Below are 16,287 nucleotides of genomic sequence, written 5' to 3'. Positions count from 1 at the left end.
CGAGCATGGTCACGTTCACCGAAGCCCAGCTCATGGCCTGGGTGTCGCCGGTGTTCTGGCCCTTCATCCGCGTGCTCGCGGTGTTCTCCAGTGCGCCCATCTTCTCGGCGCGCTCGGTGCCGCTGCGCACGCGCGTGGCGCTGGCCTTCCTGATCGCGGTCTGCGCGCAGGCCACGCTGGGCGATCAGCCCGTGGTCGCGCTCACCGACCCGCGCGCACTCGAGGTGCTGATGCAGCAGCTGCTGATCGGCGTGTCCATCGGCCTGGCGGTGCGCATCGTGTTCGCCGCGGTGGAACTGGCGGGCGAACTCGTGGGCCTGCAGATGGGCCTGAACTTCGCAGGCTTTTTCGACCCCACCACGGGCGCCCAGACCAGCACCGTGGGCCGCTTCTTCGGCAACACCACCATGCTGCTGTTCGTGGTCATGGGCGGCCACCTCATGCTGCTGCAGGCCGTGGTGGCCAGCTTCAACACCTTCCCCCTGGGCGGCGGCGCGCTCGATGCCGTCAACACCATGCGCCTGCACGAACTCGGCGCGGTGGTGTTCCGCTACGGGCTGTGGATCGCGCTGCCGCTGATCGGCATGCTCATCTTCATCAACACCGTGCTGGGCATCGTCTCGCGCATCGCGCCGCAGATGAACGCCTTCGCCATCGGCTTTCCGGTCACCCTGTCGGCCGGGCTGCTGGGCATCGCCTTCACGCTGCCCATGCTGGACACGCCGATCGCCGCGCTGCTGCGCGTGGCCACGGCGATGTTCACCGGCTGATCACCAACGACGCCGGGGGGTGGGTACACGCGCTGCGCTTCACTAGATTGGCCTGTGCAGGTCCATTCCGGGCCTGCGGCTTTGCCCAAAGCCTCAACGCCATGAAACAGGAGCCTTCCATGTTGTCCCACCTCATCGACCTGCCCGAGTCCTTTCGTCACGGCGTGCCTGCACCCACCCCGGCGCGCCGCGCCATCAAAACCTTCCGGCACAGCATCGACATCTACCTGAAGGATTCGAATGCGTACGGGAACACCTATTTCTCCAGGTACTTCGAGTGGCAAGGCGTTTGCCGCGAGCGCTGGTTCCACCAGTGCATTTCTGCCGACATGCTGCAATCGCTGGGCGTGTTCATCACCAAACGCGCACATGCCGAATACCTGCACGAGTCCTTTCCCTTTCAGCACCTGACCTGTGAGGTCAATACCCACGAGATCCGGCACTGCTCCTTCCAACTGCTGTTCCGCTTCGTCAGCGAAGAAAGAACCGTGGCCACCGGCTACCAGCAGATTGCTTTTGCGGACCATCGAAAGCGTCTGCAGCGGTTGCCCGCCTTCGCGCTGAACCGCATGCGCGACTACGAGGTGATGGACACGACACCTTTCGAGCGCGGCTGAGGGTGGCCCTGAAGGGCGGGAAATCGCAGGTGAAACACCGTGTACTCGCCCTCCACCGACTCGCAATGGATGCGACCGCCGAAGGACTCGACCGCGCGGCGGCAGAACGGCAGGCCCAGGCCCGCACCTTTCATGGGCTTGGTGGTGTAGAAGGTATCGAAGATGCGGGGCAGGCTGGCCGCCGGAATGCCCGATCCGGTGTCGCGAACGATCAGCGCGTGCTGCCCTTTCCCGTTCGACAGTTCGATATGCAGCTCACCCTTGCCGGCCGCCTTCATCGCGTAGAGGGCGTTCTTGAAAAGATTGAACAGCACATAAATCATCAAAGCTTCGGCACCCATGAAACGAAAGTCGGCACCGAGGTTCAGGTGCACCTTGTCTCGCTCCCGCCCGATGAAGGGATAGCTGTCGATCGCCTCGCGCACGCACGCACCCATGGAGCAGCGCCTGAATTCCGAGGGATTGATCTGCTCGAAACGGGCCGAGGCGAGCACCATGTCGATCACGGCGTTGGAGCGATCGACCTGTTTCGCGATCGCTTCCGCCAAGGTGCACAGGCGTGAGAAGTCAGGTACCTCACACGGCTGCTCGAGCAATCCACGCGACACCGCGATGCGGTAGCCCCGGTCGAGCTCGGGCAACCACGTATGCAAGGTCTCGGCCTGCAGGCGAATGGTGGCCAGCGGTGTGCGCATTTCGTGCGCGACCGATGCCGCCACGGCCACCGGGTTCATGAGCTTGTGCCGGGTCACGGCCAGCATGATCAGCCCCAGGCTGACCGCGATGAACACGACACCGGGCGGGTAAAAGCCGAACCCGTAGTTGCACAGATAGTCCACCGACGCGAAGAAATAGATCAGAAGGCTGACCACACACAAGCGCAGGCGCACGGCATCGTCGGGAGCGACGCGACGAGCAGCCTGGTAGGTCACCCAGAGGCCACGCATCACGACCAGTCCCGTTTGCACCAGATGCAGAGCATGCAAAGGGCCGGCCTTGGGGTAGTAGCCGTAGAAGTACTGGTAGTGGCCAGCGACGAACAGATCGGTGGTGAGGTCAAGAACCCCCAGCATCAGCGCGAAGCCATACGACAGCTTGACCCATGGACGATCGTCTGGGCGGTTCGCGATCTCGATCAGCAGGTGATAGAGACTGGTCGGCAGAAAGATGATCAACAGGTAGCCGAACCGGGCCAGTTTGTCGGCCAGCTGCGGATCGTCCACTTGGAAAAGAACCGCCCAGGTTGCCTGCCAGAAGAACGTGGTCACGCACAGCAGAAAAAAGCTGCGGCTGACGCGATTGACCCCCTTCGTGAGCAGCACGTAGGTGCCATAGCCCAGGAACAGCCCCGCGACCAGAGCCGGCAGCAACGAGTACATGGGGTTCCTCCTGCGGCCGGCTGCTGCGCCGGCACTGAGCGGCGCAGTGTAGGTTTGGCCAGGCCGGGCAAACCCCGCGATCCGGGGTGCAGCGCGCGCCAGCGCATGATGTTTCGATCAGCGCAGAAGAATGGCCTGCGCGCCGCGTTCGCGGCGGGCCGGTGAAAGGCGATCCAAAGAACCCTGTAGGGTATTTAGCCTGATGTTTCGAGCAAGAGCGCTGACCGCCTCAGACCAGCCCGTTGCGGATCGCATAGACCGTCAGTTCCGCGTTGTTCGACAGGTGCAGCTTCTCGAGCACCCGCGCGCGGTACACGCTCACGGTCTTGGGGCTGAGCATGAGCTCTTCGGCGATGTCGGACAGCTTGCGGCCCGAGGCGATCTTCTGCAGCGTCTGCAGCTCGCGCTCGGACAGGCTGGCGTGCAGTTCCTCGGTCTCGGGCGCGCTCAGGGTGTCCACCAGCATCTGCGCGACCTCGGCCGTCACGTACTTGCGGCCCTGCATCACCACGCGGATGGCGTTCACCAGCTCGGCCGGGTCGCCGGCCTTGTTCACGTAGCCGCGTGCGCCCGCGCGCAGGCAGCGGATGGCGTACTGGTCCTCGGGGTACATGGACACCACCAGCACCTTCACCACCGAGCCCTCTTCCTTGAGCGCGGCCAGCACCTCCAGGCCGCCGCGACCGGGCATGTTCAGATCGAGCACGAGCACATCGCACACGGCCTTGCGCATGAGCTCGCGCAACTCGGGGTAGCTGCCGGCTTCGCCGACCACCTGGATGTCCACCGCTTCACTGATCGTGTCGCGGATGCCGCGGCGCACCACGGCGTGGTCATCACACAAAATCACCTTGATCATGGGCTTCCTTGGGGGCGGGAACCTCGGCGGCCCGCGGCAATGGCACCGACAGGATCACGGAGGTGCCGCGGGGCGACGAGCTCACGTCGAGCCAGCCACCGACCTTGGCCGCGCGCTCGCGCAGGCCGAGCAGGCCGAACGATTGGGTCTTGCGCAGGGCGCCCGTGCTCATGCCCGGGCCGTTGTCGCTCACCTCCAGCGTGAGCACGCCCTCGCCGTCGCTGAGGTCGATGTCCACCTGCGACGCGCCCTGCGCGTGTTTGCCGATGTTGGTGAGCGCCTCCTGCGCGGTGCGGTAGGCCACGAGCTGCACGTCGCGCGAGACCTCGATGCGCTCGGCCGAGCGGCGCACGTTCACGCGCAGGCCGGTGCGCCGCTCGAAGCCGCTGGCCAGCCACTGCACCGCGGCCACCAGGCCCTGGTCGAGGATGGGCGGGCGCAGGTTCATCATGATGCGCTGGCTCGCGCCCAGGGCGTGCTGCAGCATGTCCATGGCGCTGTTCAGGTGGCGCTGCACCTCGGGGTCGCTGGCGCGGCGGCTCACCCAGGAGAGGTCGAGCTTGACGGCCGCCAGCGCGCCGCCGATGTCGTCGTGGATCTCGCGCGCGATGTCGGCGCGTTCGCGCTCGATGCTGGTCTGCAGGTGCTCGGCGAGCTCGCCCAGGCGCTGGCGCGACTCGGCCAGTTCGGCGTCGGCGCGGGCCTTGGCGCGCCGCGTTTCGCTCACCTCCAGCGCGCGCTGCACCACGTGGGCCAGCCGGTGCATGCTGTCTTTGAGCAAGTAGTCACTTACGCCGCGGTGCATGGCATCCACGGCCGCGGTCTCGCCGATGGCACCCGACAGCACCACGAAGGGGATCTGGATCTTGAGCTCGCGCGCGACCTCCCAGGCCTCGATGCCGGTGAAGCCGGGCAGGTGGTAGTCGGCCAGCACGATGTCGTGCCGCCCCTGCTGCAGCTCGCGGCGGAAGTCCTCCAGGGTGTCGACCAGGGTGATCTCGTTGGCCAGCTGGCTGCGCTGCAGCGCGAACTTCACCAGGGCATGGTCGACCCGGGAGTCCTCGAGGTGAAGGATGCGCACCACGCGCTGTTCGGTCGCTGCACCGGGGCCGGTCATGGGTGATCGGAAGGAGGGGGAGGAAGCCGACGAGGGGTCTTCGCAGGCGACCAAAAGCGCCTGATTTCTGGCGGTTTTCGGTCGATACACCACGGGACTGCTGTCGAGAATTCTAGTACCCCCTAACCGTATATCTGACCGAACTGTTGCCATGGAGCCCACCCCAATGCTGCCGAATGAGCCATCGGTCACGCTCTCCGTGGCCCTGGTCGCCGATCTGCAGGATTCGCTGCTGATGGCCATGACCGACCTGCAGCGCCTGCAGGGCCTGCTCGACCACGCCACGGGCAACCTGCTGGAGCGCTTCGGCAACGCCAACCGCGACCTGGCCGCCCTGGAAGCGGTGCACGGCGCGGGCGAGCTCACGCGCATCCACCACAGCCTTCACCAGGCCGTCACGGAGTTGCAGTTCCACGACATGGCGACCCAGCTGCTGACCCACACCGGCAAGGTGCTGCAGGGCTGCGCCTGGCGCCTGGCCGACCAGGCCATGGCGCCCGAAGAAGACGAAGAGCCGCTGCAGCTCGACCCCATCCCCGAACGCCCCAGCCCCGTGACGCAGAGCGAAATGGACGCCGGGTCGATCGAACTGTTTTAAGAACGCGCGCCCGGTGCCGATAACACCCGAAGTACGGAGAAACCCATGCGATCCATCCTAGCCGTCGACGATTCGGCATCCATGCGAAAAATGGTGTCGTTCACGCTCACCGGAGCGGGCTTCCACGTGGTGGAGGCGGTGGACGGCCAAGACGCCTGGGACAAGGCCCAGAACCACAGCATCGACCTGGTGCTGACCGACCAGAACATGCCGCGCCTGGACGGGCTGGGGCTGACGCGCAAGCTGCGCGAGCACCCCAAGTTCAAGACCACCCCCATCCTCATCCTGACCACCGAGTCGAGCGACGCGATGAAGCAGGCCGGCCGCGCCGCGGGCGCCACGGGCTGGCTCGTGAAGCCCTTCGACCCGGGTCGCCTCATCGAGGTGATCAACAAGGTGATCCGCTGAGCCGCAACCCCAGGAGCCAAGACATGGGTGACATGATGAGCGAGGGCCAGCACCTCGGCAACGACATCGACCTGAGCCAGTTCTATCAGATCTTCTTCGAGGAGGCCGGCGAGAACCTGGACCAGATGGAGCAGATGCTGCTCGCGCTGGACGTGGAAGCGGCCGAAGACGAAGAGCTCAATGCGATCTTCCGCTGCGCCCACTCGATCAAGGGCGGCGCCGCCACCTTCGGCTTTGCCGACGTGGCCGAGCTCACGCACCAGGCCGAGTCGCTGCTGGACAAGCTGCGCCGCCACGAACTCAAACCCACCACCGCCATGGTCGACGTGCTGCTCGAATCGAGCGACGCGCTGCGCGGCCAGCTCGCGGTGCACCAGGGCGGCGCCAGCAGCAGCCCCGACACCGGCAACCTGGTGGCCCGCATCTACGCACTCGCGCAGGGCCAGGAAGCCCCCGCCGCCGTGGCCAGCGCCCCGGCGCCCGCGCCGGTGGCCGCCCCCGCGCCGGTCGCGGCCGCACCCGTCGCTGCGCCCGAAACGCCGAGCGAGCCCGCCAAACCCCTGGCCAAGGGCGAGCGCGAGATCGACATCCACATCGGCCCGATCGACAACCCCGCCACGGCCGATGGCATCGCCGAGCTGTTCCGCGACATCCCGGGCCTGGGCACGGTGAGCGCCCTGCCCTGCGACCAGCCGGGCAAGCGCGTGTTCCGCGCGCGCACCGCGGCCAGCGACAACGAACTGCTGGACCTGTTCACCTTCCACGTGAGCAAGGAACAGATCCAGATCCACGAAGCCGGTGACATGGTGCACGGCCGCGTGCCCATGCCCCCGGCCACCGAAGGCCGCGACTACGGCTTCTTCGAAGGCTCGCCCGGCCTGCCCGCCGCCGACGCCGCGCCCGCGCCGCGCAAGGAGGTGCGCAGCGCCGAGCCCAAGGCGGCGGCCGCCGCCAACAGCAGCGCCGGCCTCGAATCGACCACGCTGCGCGTGTCGGTCAGCAAGGTCGACCAGCTCATCAACCTGGTGGGTGAGCTCGTGATCACCCAGGCCATGCTGGCGCAAAAGAGCCGCGAACTCGACAACACCGCCAGCCACCCGCTGCTCGCGGGACTGGCCGATCTGGACCGCAACACGCGCGACCTGCAGGAAGCCGTGATGTCGATCCGCATGATCCCCATGTCGGTGGTGTTCAACCGCTTCCCGCGCATGCTGCGCGACCTCGCGGCCAAGCTCGGCAAGAAGGTCGACCTGGTGACGCAGGGCGAATCGACCGAACTCGACAAGGGCCTGGTCGAGAAGATCACCGACCCGCTGACCCACCTGATCCGCAACAGCTGCGACCACGGCATCGAGATGCCCGAGGAGCGCCGCGCCAAGGGCAAGAGCGAGACCGGCACGATCACGCTGTCGGCCACGCACCAGGGCGGCAGCATCCTCATCGAGGTGCGCGACGACGGCAAGGGCCTGTCGCGCGAGAAGCTGCTCCAGAAGGCGCGTGAAAAGGGCATCGACGCCCCCGACACCCTGAGCGACCCGGAGGTCTGGAACCTGATCTTCGCGCCCGGCTTCTCCACCGCCGAACAGGTCACCGACGTGTCGGGCCGCGGCGTGGGCATGGACGTGGTCAAGAAGAACATCACCGCGCTCGGCGGCACGGTCGAGATCGACTCGGCCGAGGGCTACGGCATGCGTGTGTCGGTGCGGCTGCCGCTCACGCTGGCCATCATGGACGGCATGTCGGTGCGCGTGAGCGACGAGGTCTACATCCTGCCGCTGGCCAGCGTGATCGAGTCGTTCCAGATCAAGCCCAAGGACATCAACACCGTGGCGCACGGCGCCCGCGTGGTGAAGGTGCGCGACGAGTTCATGCCGGTGGTCGAGCTCGAGCAGATCTTCTCGGTGCCGCGTTTCGAGCACAACGCCGCCAGCCCCATCATGGTGGTGGTCGAAGCCGACGGCCAGCGCGCTTCGCTGATGGTCGACGAACTGCTCGGCCAGCAGCAGGTGGTGATCAAGAACCTCGAAAGCAACTACCGCAAGGTGCCCAACGTGTCGGGCGCCACCATCCTCGGCGATGGCAAGGTGGCGCTGATCCTCGACACCTCTGCCCTGGTGCGCCGCTCGCGGCACTGAACATGAACACCCCCGCCGCGCTTCGCGCGACCCCCTCGAGGGGGCAACACCAGCGGCCCGGCAAAGCCGGATCCGCGGTGTTTCCCGGTTCCGGGCCGGCGCTCGATGACGGGCCGGTGGCCGAAGGCCGCGAGTTCGTCTGGTCGGATGCCGACTTCGCCCGCATCAAGGCGCTGATCTACCAGAAGGCCGGCATCAGCCTGCACGACGGCAAGCACGCCATGGTCTACAGCCGCGTCTCGCGCCGCCTGCGCGAGACCGGCCACGCGAGCTTCAAAGACTACCTCGACTGGCTCGAGCGCCACGACGGCGCCGAGTGGCAGGAGTTCATCAACGCGCTCACCACCAACCTCACGGCCTTCTTCCGCGAGTCGCACCACTTCGACGCCCTGGCCCAGCTGCTGCGCAGCAAGCCCGGCCATGCCTGGCGCATCTGGTGCGCGGCCGCGTCCACCGGCGAGGAGCCCTACTCCATCGCCATGACCTGCGCCGAGGTGCTGGGCGCCAACGGGCAGTACGAGATCGTCAACAGTGACATCGACACCAAGGTGCTCGCCACGGCGCAGCGCGGCGTCTACAAGGTCGACGGCAACAAGGGCCTGTCGGCCGAGCGGCTGCAGCGCTTCTTCCTGCGCGGCAAGGGCGCCAACGCGGGCTACATGCGTGTGAAGCCCGAGCTGCAGAAGCACATGAGCTTCCTGCCCGTGAACCTGGTGCAGGAGCTGCCGTTGCGCGACACCTTCGACGTGGTCTTCTGCCGCAACGTGATGATCTATTTCGACGCCGGCACCCAGCGCGCCGTGCTCGAACGCATCCACCGCGTGATGCGCCCGGGCGGCACCCTCTTCGTGGGTCACGCCGAAAACTTCAGCGACGCCCGCAGCCTGTTCCAGCTGCGCGGCAAGACCGTGTACGAGCGCCTATGACCGCCGCCGCGGTGCCCGCGCCGCACAAGCCCCTTCTGCCGGTGACGCCGCACCCGGGCACGGTCTCGCGCGTGGCCGAGTACCGCGCGCGCAAGCCCAAACCCGGCGAGGCCTCGTTCTTCTTCTACGACCCGCACTTCCGCAGCGACGCCGTGAAGGTGCTGCCGGGCGAGTACTACGTGAGCGCCGACCCGCTCGTGATCCAGACCGTGCTGGGCTCGTGCATCGCGGCCTGTATCTGGGACCCGCGCGTGCGCGTGGGCGGCATGAACCACTTCATGCTGCCCGAAGGCGGCAGCGACTCGGGCGGGCGCTACGGCTCCTACGCGATGGAACTGCTGATCAACGAACTGATGAAGCAGGGCGCGCGGCGCGAGACCATGCAGGCCAAGGTGTTCGGCGGCGGCCAGGTCATGAGCAGCTTCACCACCATGAACGTGGGCGAGCGCAACACGAGCTTCGTGCTCGACTACCTGCAGACCGAACGCATCGCGGTCGTCTCCAAGGACGTGCTGGACATCCATCCGCGCAAGGTCTGCTTCTTCCCGTCCACGGGCAAGGCCATGGTCAAGCGCCTGGCGCATTCGCACCCCGAGACGCTGGAGACCCAGGAACGCAAGGGCAGTGCCGCCACCGTGGTCACGAGCACCGCGGGCGGCTCGATCGACCTGTTCTGAGGGCGCGACGACAAGGAGAACAACATGCCCAAGACCCGAGTGGTGGTGGTGGACGATTCGGCGCTGGTGCGCAGCCTGCTCACCGAGATCATCAACCGCCAGAGCGACATGCAATGCGTGGGCGCGGCCGCCGACCCGCTGGCCGCGCGTGAAATGATCCGCGAGCTCGACCCCGACGTGATCACGCTCGACGTCGAGATGCCGCGCATGGACGGCCTGGAGTTCCTCTCGCGCCTCATGCGCCTGCGGCCCATGCCGGTGGTGATGGTGTCCACCCTCACCGAACAAGGCGCCGAAATCACCATGCGCGCGCTCGAATTGGGCGCGATCGATTTCGTGGCCAAGCCGCGCATCGGCGTGAGCCAGGGGCTCAACGAGCTCGCCAGCGACATCACCGACAAGATCCGCGTGGCCGCGGCCGCCAAGGTGCGCCGCCTGCCCGCCGCTGCGCCGTCGCCCGGCCCGGGCGTGAACCCTGCCGCGGCCGTTTCTCACACCCGGCCCGCGGCCCCCTTGCCGCGCGTGTCGACCGAGAAGATCATCTGCATCGGCGCCTCCACAGGAGGCACCGAAGCGATCCGCGAGGTGCTCGTGCCCATGCCGGCCGACTCGCCCGCCATTGTCATCACCCAGCACATGCCGCCCGGCTTCACCACCAGCTTCGCGAACCGCCTCAACGGTCTGTGCAAGATCCGTGTGGCCGAGGCCCGCGACGGCGAACGCATCCTGCCCGGTCATGCCTACATCGCCCCCGGCGGGCACCACCTGCGCATCGACCGCAGCGGCTCCAACTACGTGGCCGTGGTCGAAGACACCGAACCCGTGAACCGCCACCGCCCTTCGGTGGAGGTGCTGTTCAAGTCCGCCGCCCGCGTGATCGGGCCCAACGCCATCGGCATCATGCTCACCGGCATGGGCGCCGACGGCGCCAGCGCCATGCGCGAGATGAAGGACGCGGGCAGCTACAACTACGTCCAGGACGAAGCGAGCTGTGTCGTGTTCGGCATGCCCCGCATGGCGATCCAGCACGGTGCGGCGCACGAAGTCCTGCCCCTCAACCAGATTGCGCCGGCGGTGTTGGCCCGCCTGGCGAACGCACCGGCCGGTGTGCGTCACCGCATCTGATGCCAACGCACCCTTTCTGGAGTACCCCGATGTCCCTGCATCCCCGTCTGCCGCGCCGTGGCGCGCTCGCCCTCGGCCTGGCGCTGGCCTTCTCGACGCTGACCGCCGCCGCCCAGGGCCTGCCCGAACCCAAAGGGCGCGTCATCCTCACGGTGAGCGGCCAGATCGAGCAGACCAACCGCGGCAAGGACGCCGCCTTCGACATGGCCATGCTCGAAGCGCTGCCGCAGCAGAGCTTCACCACGCGCACGCCGTGGTTCGACAAGCCCATGAAGTTCACCGGCCCGCTGCTGTCCGACGTGCTCGCGGCCGTCAAGGCCAAGGGCCAGACCATCAAGGCCAGCGCGATCAACGACTACACCATCAGCATCCCCGTGGCCGACGCCGCGGCGCACGGCGTGATCGTGGCGCGCCTGCTCAACGACCAGCCCATGCCCGTGCGTGAAAAGGGTCCCCTGTTTGTCATCTATCCGTTCGACAGCAAGGCCGAGTTGCGCAGCTCCACGTACTATGAGCGTTCGATCTGGCAACTCAAGCGCATGAGCATCGAATGAACAGCAAGCCGAGCGGTATTGCGGCCTGGGGGTCTCGCACCTGGACCCTGGCGATCCTCGCGATCCTTGTGGTCACGCTGACACCGCTGGGCCTGATCGAGTGGCGCCAGTGGCAGTTGCTCAAGGACACCGACACGCGCCAGGTCGACTCCATCATGTGGCAGGCCTACCAGCTCGAGCGCGAGCTGAGCCGGCTCGAGCACGCCATCATGGAGGCGGGCGAACCCAACACCCAGGTGCTGCCCGAGGACCTGCAGGAACGCTACGAGATCTTCCTGAGCCGCATCACCTTGCTCAGCGACATTCCGCGCCGCGACCTGCTCGAGGCCTGGACCGGCTACCAGCCCACCATGCAGGCCATCGCCGCCTTCCGCAGCGAGGCCGACCCGCTGTTCGCCGATGGCGCCCGGCTCATCCAGAACCGCGCGGCCCTGCAGAAGATCGACGGCATGGCCCACGAGCTCAGCCAGAGCCTGGCCGAACTCACGCGCGAGGCCAACCGCGCGGTGGCCCGCTACCTGGACGAGCGCAACACCCAGCTGCGCCGCCAAGGCCTGTTGCTGATCGCGCTGGCCGGCGTGCAGGTGGCCGCCATGCTGCTCTTCGTGGCGGTGCTGGTGCGCCACATCCGCCAGCAGACGCGCCAGTACGCCAACCTGCAGAAGCTCAGCCGCGAGCTCGCCGCCGCCCGCGACCAGGCCGAGGCCGCCAACCAGGCCAAGAGCGTGTTCCTGGCCAACATGAGCCACGAGATCCGCACGCCGTTCCAGGGCGTTCTGGGCATGCTCAAGCTGCTCGAGGACACGCGCCTGACCAGCCAGCAGAAGGACTACGTGCAGACCGCGTCCGACTCGGCCCATCACCTGCTCGGCGTGGTCAACGACATCCTCGACGTGTCCACCATCGAATCGGGCACGCTCAAGCTCTCGCCCGCGCCGATGAACCTGGCGATGACGGCCAACGAGGTCACCACCCTGCTCGAGCCGCTCGCGCACGAGAAGGGCGTGACCATGAACTGCGTGTGCGATCACGAATTGCCCGAATGGGTGCTGGCCGACCCCACGCGCGTGCGCCAGATCCTGCTCAACCTGGTCAACAACGCGGTCAAGTTCACGCGCCAGGGCAGCATCGACGTCATCCTCGAGACCGACACCAGTCTGCCCGACGGCATCCGCATGACCGTGCAGGACACCGGCATCGGCATGGACGAAGAAACCGTCGGCCAGCTCTTCACGCGCTTCTACCAGGCCGACAACTCGCTGCGACGCCGCGTGGGCGGCACCGGCCTGGGCCTGGAGATCTCGCGCACGCTGGCCCGCATGATGGGCGGCGACATCAGCGTCACCAGCCAGATCGGCAAGGGCTCGATCTTCGTGGTCACGCTCAGCCTGCCGCGCACGGCCGCCCCGGCGGTCGACAAGGACGCCCTGCTCGACGATGCGGCCTGGGAGCGCGACCGCCGCCGTCCGCCGGCGCGCCGGCTGCGCCTGCTGGTGGCCGAAGACCACCCGGTCAACCTCAAGTACCTGAACCTGCTGATCGAACGCATGGGCCACGAAGCGGTGTTCTGCGAGAACGGCTTCGAGGCGCTGCAACTGCTCAACCGCGAGACCTTCGACGCGGTGCTGCTCGACTACCACATGCCCCTGCTCGACGGCATCGCCACGACGCAGGAGATCCGCCTGCTGCCCGGGGCCGCGGGCCAGGTGCCGGTCATCATGGTCACGGCCGACGTGGTCAACGACACGAGGCAGCTCGCGGCCGAAGCCGGAGTGACGCAGTTCGCCCCCAAGCCGCTGCAGGAAGCCGACCTGCGCCGCGCCCTGCGCCGCTGCGGCCTGTTCGGCGAATCGACCGACACCCAGCCCGCGCCGCTGACGCCGTTGCAGCCGGCCTCGCGCCACCCGAACGAGCTCATCGACGCCGACATGCACCACCAGCTCTTCTCGATGATGCCGCCCGGCATGCACGACGAACTGCTCGACATGCTGTTCAAGGCCCCCGATGGCACCGCCCCCCTGCTCGAGAAGGCACTCGCAGAGGAGGATGTGGCCGCGGTGGTGTACCAGGCGCACCGGCTCAAGGGCTCGTGCATGCTGATGGGCCTGCGCGCGCTGGTCGAGGTCTCGACCCAGATCGAGAAAGCGGGCCAAGAGGGCGATCTTGCGCAGCTGCGCACCCTGGCCCGCCGGCTGACCAGGGACGTGCACGACACCGTCAAGGCCCTGCCGGCCTTCACCGGCAATGCGGTCTTCATCGACGCCTGAGGGGGCGGGGCGCTGATTGCGCGCGCCGTTCGCGCACGCGGCTTCAAGCGCGCGGGTTCAAGCGCGCTGGTTCAAATCACCCGCGTCAAACGCGCTTGCTGAGGTTCGTGGGCGTGCCGGCTCCGGTCGACGCGCCATAGGCATCGACCGAACGAGCGCGCGAGGCCTGCTGACTCGCGGCCTCGGCGTCGCGCGCGAGCGCCTGGTCCACCACCGCGCCGCTCGCGTCCCACACCTTGCGCAGCGCCGTGCGCAGGTGCTCCATGGCTTCCTGCTGGATCTGCGCCTGTTCGCGGGCGCGCTGCGCCTGCTGCTCGCTGCGCAGGGCCCGGCTGCGCTCCTCGGCCAGTTCCTCTTTGGCACTGGCGCCCGCGTCGACGGTGTCGGTGGGGACGGCGGCGTCGCGCGTTTGCACCGGCCGCGGTTGCCCGCGGCGCTGCTCGAGGCCGGCTTGCTGATCGCGCGCGGCGGCGGCCGCGGGCGCGACGCCCACGACGGCAGGCACGGGCACCACCGCCGGGGACGCCGGGGCGGTCCACGACACGGAATGGGCTGGACTGGTCGGGATCATGGTGAAACCCCCAAATAGGGTGCCCCGGCGGGGAGGCCTGGGCTTCCCCAAGGCTATCGGTCGAACTGGGGCCGAACTTGAGGTCATTTCCGCGAATCGGCCGATCGGCGGTTGCACCGTCATTTAAGAAACGGTTAATGGCATCACAAGAGCATCACATCCCAACGTGCCGCCCCCCGGGCGAACAGGAGATCCGATGCCACCGCATGCCGCGCTGCCCTGCGCCGCCCCACCCCGCCCCACCGCCCACGGCCCGCGCCTGTGCGAGGTGCTGCGCGACGACCCCCGCCGCGCCGAGGTCGAGGCCTTCATCCACGGGGTCTTCCAGGAGCGCTTCGGCGCGCGGGTGCGCGGCTTCGCGCCGGTGCTCGTTGCCCTGCGCGACGCGCAGGACCGGCTCGTGGCCGCCGCCGGCTACCGCGCCGCCGACGGCGGGCCGCTGTTCCTCGAACGCTACCTGGAACACCCCATCGAACACCACCTGCAGATGGCCTCGGGCGCGCCGGTCTCGCGCGCACGCATCGCCGAGGTGGGCCACCTGGCCTCCATCCAGCCCGGCGAAGGCCGGCGACTGGTGGGTCTGATGGCCATGCTGCTGGCGCGCGAAGGCTTCGACTGGATCGTCAGCACCCTGACGCAGGAGCTGCGCCAGCTCTTCGTAAGACTGGGCGTGGCGCCGCTGGCCCTGGGCGTGGCCGACCCCGAACGGCTGGGCGAGCAGGCGGCCGACTGGGGCAGCTACTACGACCACCGCCCGCTGGTGCACGCCGGGCAGCTGCAGCTCGCGCTGCAGGCCATGCAACGCCGGAGCCGCGCATGACGCCCGCCCCCCTGATCCAGGGTGAACACCAGACCTGGGACGCCGCCGGCTGGCAGGCCGAGGTCTGGGGCGCGCGCCAGGCGCTGGCGACCACGGGCGCCCGCGTGGTCGCCACCCTGCTCGACAACGGCCCGGCCTTCGTGGTGCTCGACGAGGCCGCACTCGACGCCGGCCTGGTGCATGTGCCGCTGCCGCCCTTCTTCACCAGCCAGCAGGCCTTGCACGCGCTCGACGCCGCCGGCGTGGACACCCTCATCGCCAGCCCCCTGCTCGCCGCCCAGTGGCCCCAGTGGCCATGGGCCCCGCTGCAGGTCGCGGGCGAGACCCTGAGCATGGCGCACCGTCCGGCCACGCCGCGCGCCATGCCGGCCGGTACCGTCAAGATCACCTTCACCTCGGGCACCACCGGCCAGCCCAAGGGCGTGTGCCTGGGCCGCGAGGCGCTCGACGCCATTGCCAACGGCCTGGTGCAGGCGCTGGGGCCGCTGGGCATCGAGCGCCACCTGAGCGTGCTGCCCTACGCGGTGCTGCTCGAAAACGTCGCCGGCTCGATGGCGGCGCGCCGACAGGGCGCCACGCTGGTGAGCCTGCCCACGGCCCGGGTCGGCCTCAGCGGCTCGTCGCGCTTCGACCCCGCCACCTTCGACCGCGCCCTGCGCGTGCTCGATGTCCAGAGCGTCATCCTGCTGCCGCAGATGCTGCGCGCCTGGTGCGGCTGGCTGGCGCAGACCGGCCAGCGCGCCCACCCGGGCCTGCGCTTCGTGGCCGTGGGCGGCGCCGCCGTGGGCGCGCCGCTGCTGGCCCAGGCGAAGGCGCTGGGCGTGCCGGCGTTCGAAGGCTATGGGCTGTCCGAAGGCGCGTCGGTGCAGACGCTGAACCTGCCCGGGGCCGAGCGCGCCGGCAGCGCGGGCCGCGCCCTGCCGCACGCGCAGCTGCGCATCTCGCCCTCGGGCGAGATCGAGGTGCGCGGCAGCCTGCACCTGGGCTACCTGGGTGACACCGCGCCGGTCCCCGACTGGTGGCCCAGCGGCGACCTGGGCCGCATCGACGACGACGGCTTCCTGTTCATCGAAGGCCGGCGCAAGAACGTGCTCATCACCGCCTACGGCCGCAACGTGTCGCCCGAATGGGTCGAGACCACGCTGGCCGGCGAAGCCGCGATCGCGCAGGCGGTGGTGATGGGCGAGGGCCGCGTGCACCTGAGCGCGGTGATCTGGCCCACGCCGCTGGCAGGCAGCCTGCCCGCGGCCGCGATTGCCAGCGCGGTCGAGCGCGCCAACGCCCGGCTGCCCGACTACGCGCGCATCGGCGCCTGGACCGTCGGCGAGCTCGCCAGCGATCTCGCCAGCGGCCTCTTCACCCCCAACGGCCGCCCGGTGCGCGAGCGCGTGCAGGCGCGCTACGGCCCGGACCTGATGCCTCCCGTCACCGACGGCGGCGCCGCCACCGCCACCGCCCCCTGAA

General features: G+C 68.4%; 16 protein-coding genes. 12 read left to right on the top strand and 4 right to left on the bottom strand.

Features of this window, described 5'->3' with window-relative positions:
- Positions 1–5 precede the first annotated feature (5 nt).
- Complete coding sequence (gene fliR, locus G9Q37_RS20195) at positions 6–770, top strand: flagellar biosynthetic protein FliR (protein ID WP_166230159.1); 765 nt, start codon at positions 6–8, stop codon at positions 768–770.
- 119 nt (positions 771–889) lie between these two features.
- Positions 890–1,387: an acyl-CoA thioesterase gene (locus G9Q37_RS20190; protein WP_166230157.1), complete on the top strand. Its 498-nt coding sequence runs from the start codon at positions 890–892 to the stop codon at positions 1,385–1,387.
- On the opposite strand, the gene G9Q37_RS20185 is transcribed toward G9Q37_RS20190, so the two are convergent.
- The 3 genes from G9Q37_RS20185 to G9Q37_RS20175 all read right to left on the bottom strand — a co-directional run bounded on the left by G9Q37_RS20185 (position 1,348) and on the right by G9Q37_RS20175 (position 4,742).
- The gene (locus G9Q37_RS20185) at positions 1,348–2,766 is read right to left on the bottom strand and encodes a sensor histidine kinase (RefSeq protein ID WP_166230155.1); all 1,419 of its coding nucleotides are present in this window, start codon (positions 2,764–2,766) and stop codon (positions 1,348–1,350) included. The genes G9Q37_RS20190 and G9Q37_RS20185 overlap by 40 nt on opposite strands.
- A 229-nt stretch (positions 2,767–2,995) precedes the next feature.
- Positions 2,996–3,625: a response regulator gene (locus G9Q37_RS20180; protein WP_166230153.1), complete on the bottom strand. Its 630-nt coding sequence runs from the start codon at positions 3,623–3,625 to the stop codon at positions 2,996–2,998.
- The gene (locus tag G9Q37_RS20175; RefSeq protein WP_166230151.1) at positions 3,603–4,742 is read right to left on the bottom strand and encodes an ATP-binding response regulator; all 1,140 of its coding nucleotides are present in this window, start codon (positions 4,740–4,742) and stop codon (positions 3,603–3,605) included. The genes G9Q37_RS20180 and G9Q37_RS20175 overlap by 23 nt, the downstream gene beginning before the upstream one ends.
- Positions 4,743–4,893: 151 nt before the next feature.
- Between G9Q37_RS20175 and G9Q37_RS20170 the strand changes: the two genes are divergently transcribed.
- The 8 genes from G9Q37_RS20170 to G9Q37_RS20135 are packed head-to-tail and all read left to right on the top strand — an operon-like array spanning position 4,894 to position 13,432.
- Positions 4,894–5,340 carry a hypothetical protein gene (locus G9Q37_RS20170; RefSeq protein WP_166230149.1) on the top strand — a complete coding sequence of 149 codons (447 nt, stop codon included), beginning with the start codon at positions 4,894–4,896 and terminating at the stop codon, positions 5,338–5,340.
- A 45-nt stretch (positions 5,341–5,385) separates the two neighbouring features.
- The gene (locus tag G9Q37_RS20165) at positions 5,386–5,748 is read left to right on the top strand and encodes a response regulator (protein ID WP_166230147.1); all 363 of its coding nucleotides are present in this window, start codon (positions 5,386–5,388) and stop codon (positions 5,746–5,748) included.
- Positions 5,749–5,771: 23 nt separating this feature from the next.
- On the top strand, positions 5,772–7,883 hold the full coding sequence (locus tag G9Q37_RS20160; protein WP_166230145.1) for a chemotaxis protein CheA: 2,112 nt from the start codon (positions 5,772–5,774) through the stop codon (positions 7,881–7,883).
- Between the two features lie 2 nt (positions 7,884–7,885).
- Entirely contained in the window at positions 7,886–8,809 is a 924-nt protein-coding gene (locus tag G9Q37_RS20155) for a CheR family methyltransferase (protein ID WP_166230143.1), read from the top strand.
- Positions 8,806–9,486: a chemoreceptor glutamine deamidase CheD gene (gene cheD, locus G9Q37_RS20150; RefSeq protein ID WP_166230141.1), complete on the top strand. Its 681-nt coding sequence runs from the start codon at positions 8,806–8,808 to the stop codon at positions 9,484–9,486. The genes G9Q37_RS20155 and cheD overlap by 4 nt, the downstream gene beginning before the upstream one ends.
- Before the next feature lie 24 nt (positions 9,487–9,510).
- Entirely contained in the window at positions 9,511–10,611 is a 1,101-nt protein-coding gene (locus G9Q37_RS20145; protein WP_166230139.1) for a protein-glutamate methylesterase/protein-glutamine glutaminase, read from the top strand.
- A 29-nt stretch (positions 10,612–10,640) separates the two neighbouring features.
- Complete coding sequence (locus G9Q37_RS21915) at positions 10,641–11,165, top strand: putative pterin-binding protein (protein WP_166230137.1); 525 nt, start codon at positions 10,641–10,643, stop codon at positions 11,163–11,165.
- Positions 11,162–13,432, top strand: a complete 2,271-nt coding sequence (locus G9Q37_RS20135) for an ATP-binding protein (RefSeq protein ID WP_166230135.1) — start codon at positions 11,162–11,164, stop codon at positions 13,430–13,432. The genes G9Q37_RS21915 and G9Q37_RS20135 overlap by 4 nt, the downstream gene beginning before the upstream one ends.
- A gap of 85 nt (positions 13,433–13,517) precedes the next feature.
- Here the strand turns inward: G9Q37_RS20135 and G9Q37_RS20130 are convergent, their stop codons facing one another.
- Positions 13,518–13,976 (bottom strand): hypothetical protein, encoded by a 459-nt coding sequence (locus tag G9Q37_RS20130; protein WP_166230133.1) that lies wholly within the window; start codon positions 13,974–13,976, stop codon positions 13,518–13,520.
- 223 nt (positions 13,977–14,199) lie between these two features.
- On the opposite strand from G9Q37_RS20130, the gene G9Q37_RS20125 reads away from it, so the two are divergent.
- Together G9Q37_RS20125 and G9Q37_RS20120 are read left to right on the top strand one after the other, a co-directional pair.
- Complete coding sequence (locus G9Q37_RS20125; RefSeq protein ID WP_166230131.1) at positions 14,200–14,823, top strand: thermostable hemolysin; 624 nt, start codon at positions 14,200–14,202, stop codon at positions 14,821–14,823.
- On the top strand, positions 14,820–16,286 hold the full coding sequence (locus G9Q37_RS20120) for an AMP-binding protein (RefSeq protein ID WP_166230129.1): 1,467 nt from the start codon (positions 14,820–14,822) through the stop codon (positions 16,284–16,286). Before G9Q37_RS20125 ends, G9Q37_RS20120 begins: the two co-directional genes overlap by 4 nt.
- The last annotated feature ends 1 nt before the right edge of the window (position 16,287 follow it).

The sequence above is a fragment of the Hydrogenophaga crocea genome (assembly GCF_011388215.1).
Lineage (GTDB): Bacteria > Pseudomonadota > Gammaproteobacteria > Burkholderiales > Burkholderiaceae_C > Hydrogenophaga > Hydrogenophaga crocea.
The sequence above is the reverse complement of the archived record's forward strand: the minus strand, read 5'-3'. Positions and strand labels throughout refer to the sequence as shown.

What these genes read in the sequence shown, in the direction of transcription:
- fliR (WP_166230159.1), top strand. Translation starts at nt 6, where the DNA reads ATGGTCACGTTCACCGAAGCCCAGCTCATGGCCTGGGTGTCGCCGGTG.
- G9Q37_RS20190 (WP_166230157.1), top strand. Translation starts at nt 890, where the DNA reads ATGTTGTCCCACCTCATCGACCTGCCCGAGTCCTTTCGTCACGGCGTG.
- G9Q37_RS20185 (WP_166230155.1), bottom strand. Translation starts at nt 2,766, where the DNA reads ATGTACTCGTTGCTGCCGGCTCTGGTCGCGGGGCTGTTCCTGGGCTAT.
- G9Q37_RS20180 (WP_166230153.1), bottom strand. Translation starts at nt 3,625, where the DNA reads ATGATCAAGGTGATTTTGTGTGATGACCACGCCGTGGTGCGCCGCGGC.
- G9Q37_RS20175 (WP_166230151.1), bottom strand. Translation starts at nt 4,742, where the DNA reads ATGACCGGCCCCGGTGCAGCGACCGAACAGCGCGTGGTGCGCATCCTT.
- G9Q37_RS20170 (WP_166230149.1), top strand. Translation starts at nt 4,894, where the DNA reads ATGGAGCCCACCCCAATGCTGCCGAATGAGCCATCGGTCACGCTCTCC.
- G9Q37_RS20165 (WP_166230147.1), top strand. Translation starts at nt 5,386, where the DNA reads ATGCGATCCATCCTAGCCGTCGACGATTCGGCATCCATGCGAAAAATG.
- G9Q37_RS20160 (WP_166230145.1), top strand. Translation starts at nt 5,772, where the DNA reads ATGGGTGACATGATGAGCGAGGGCCAGCACCTCGGCAACGACATCGAC.
- G9Q37_RS20155 (WP_166230143.1), top strand. Translation starts at nt 7,886, where the DNA reads ATGAACACCCCCGCCGCGCTTCGCGCGACCCCCTCGAGGGGGCAACAC.
- cheD (WP_166230141.1), top strand. Translation starts at nt 8,806, where the DNA reads ATGACCGCCGCCGCGGTGCCCGCGCCGCACAAGCCCCTTCTGCCGGTG.
- G9Q37_RS20145 (WP_166230139.1), top strand. Translation starts at nt 9,511, where the DNA reads ATGCCCAAGACCCGAGTGGTGGTGGTGGACGATTCGGCGCTGGTGCGC.
- G9Q37_RS21915 (WP_166230137.1), top strand. Translation starts at nt 10,641, where the DNA reads ATGTCCCTGCATCCCCGTCTGCCGCGCCGTGGCGCGCTCGCCCTCGGC.
- G9Q37_RS20135 (WP_166230135.1), top strand. Translation starts at nt 11,162, where the DNA reads ATGAACAGCAAGCCGAGCGGTATTGCGGCCTGGGGGTCTCGCACCTGG.
- G9Q37_RS20125 (WP_166230131.1), top strand. Translation starts at nt 14,200, where the DNA reads ATGCCACCGCATGCCGCGCTGCCCTGCGCCGCCCCACCCCGCCCCACC.
- G9Q37_RS20120 (WP_166230129.1), top strand. Translation starts at nt 14,820, where the DNA reads ATGACGCCCGCCCCCCTGATCCAGGGTGAACACCAGACCTGGGACGCC.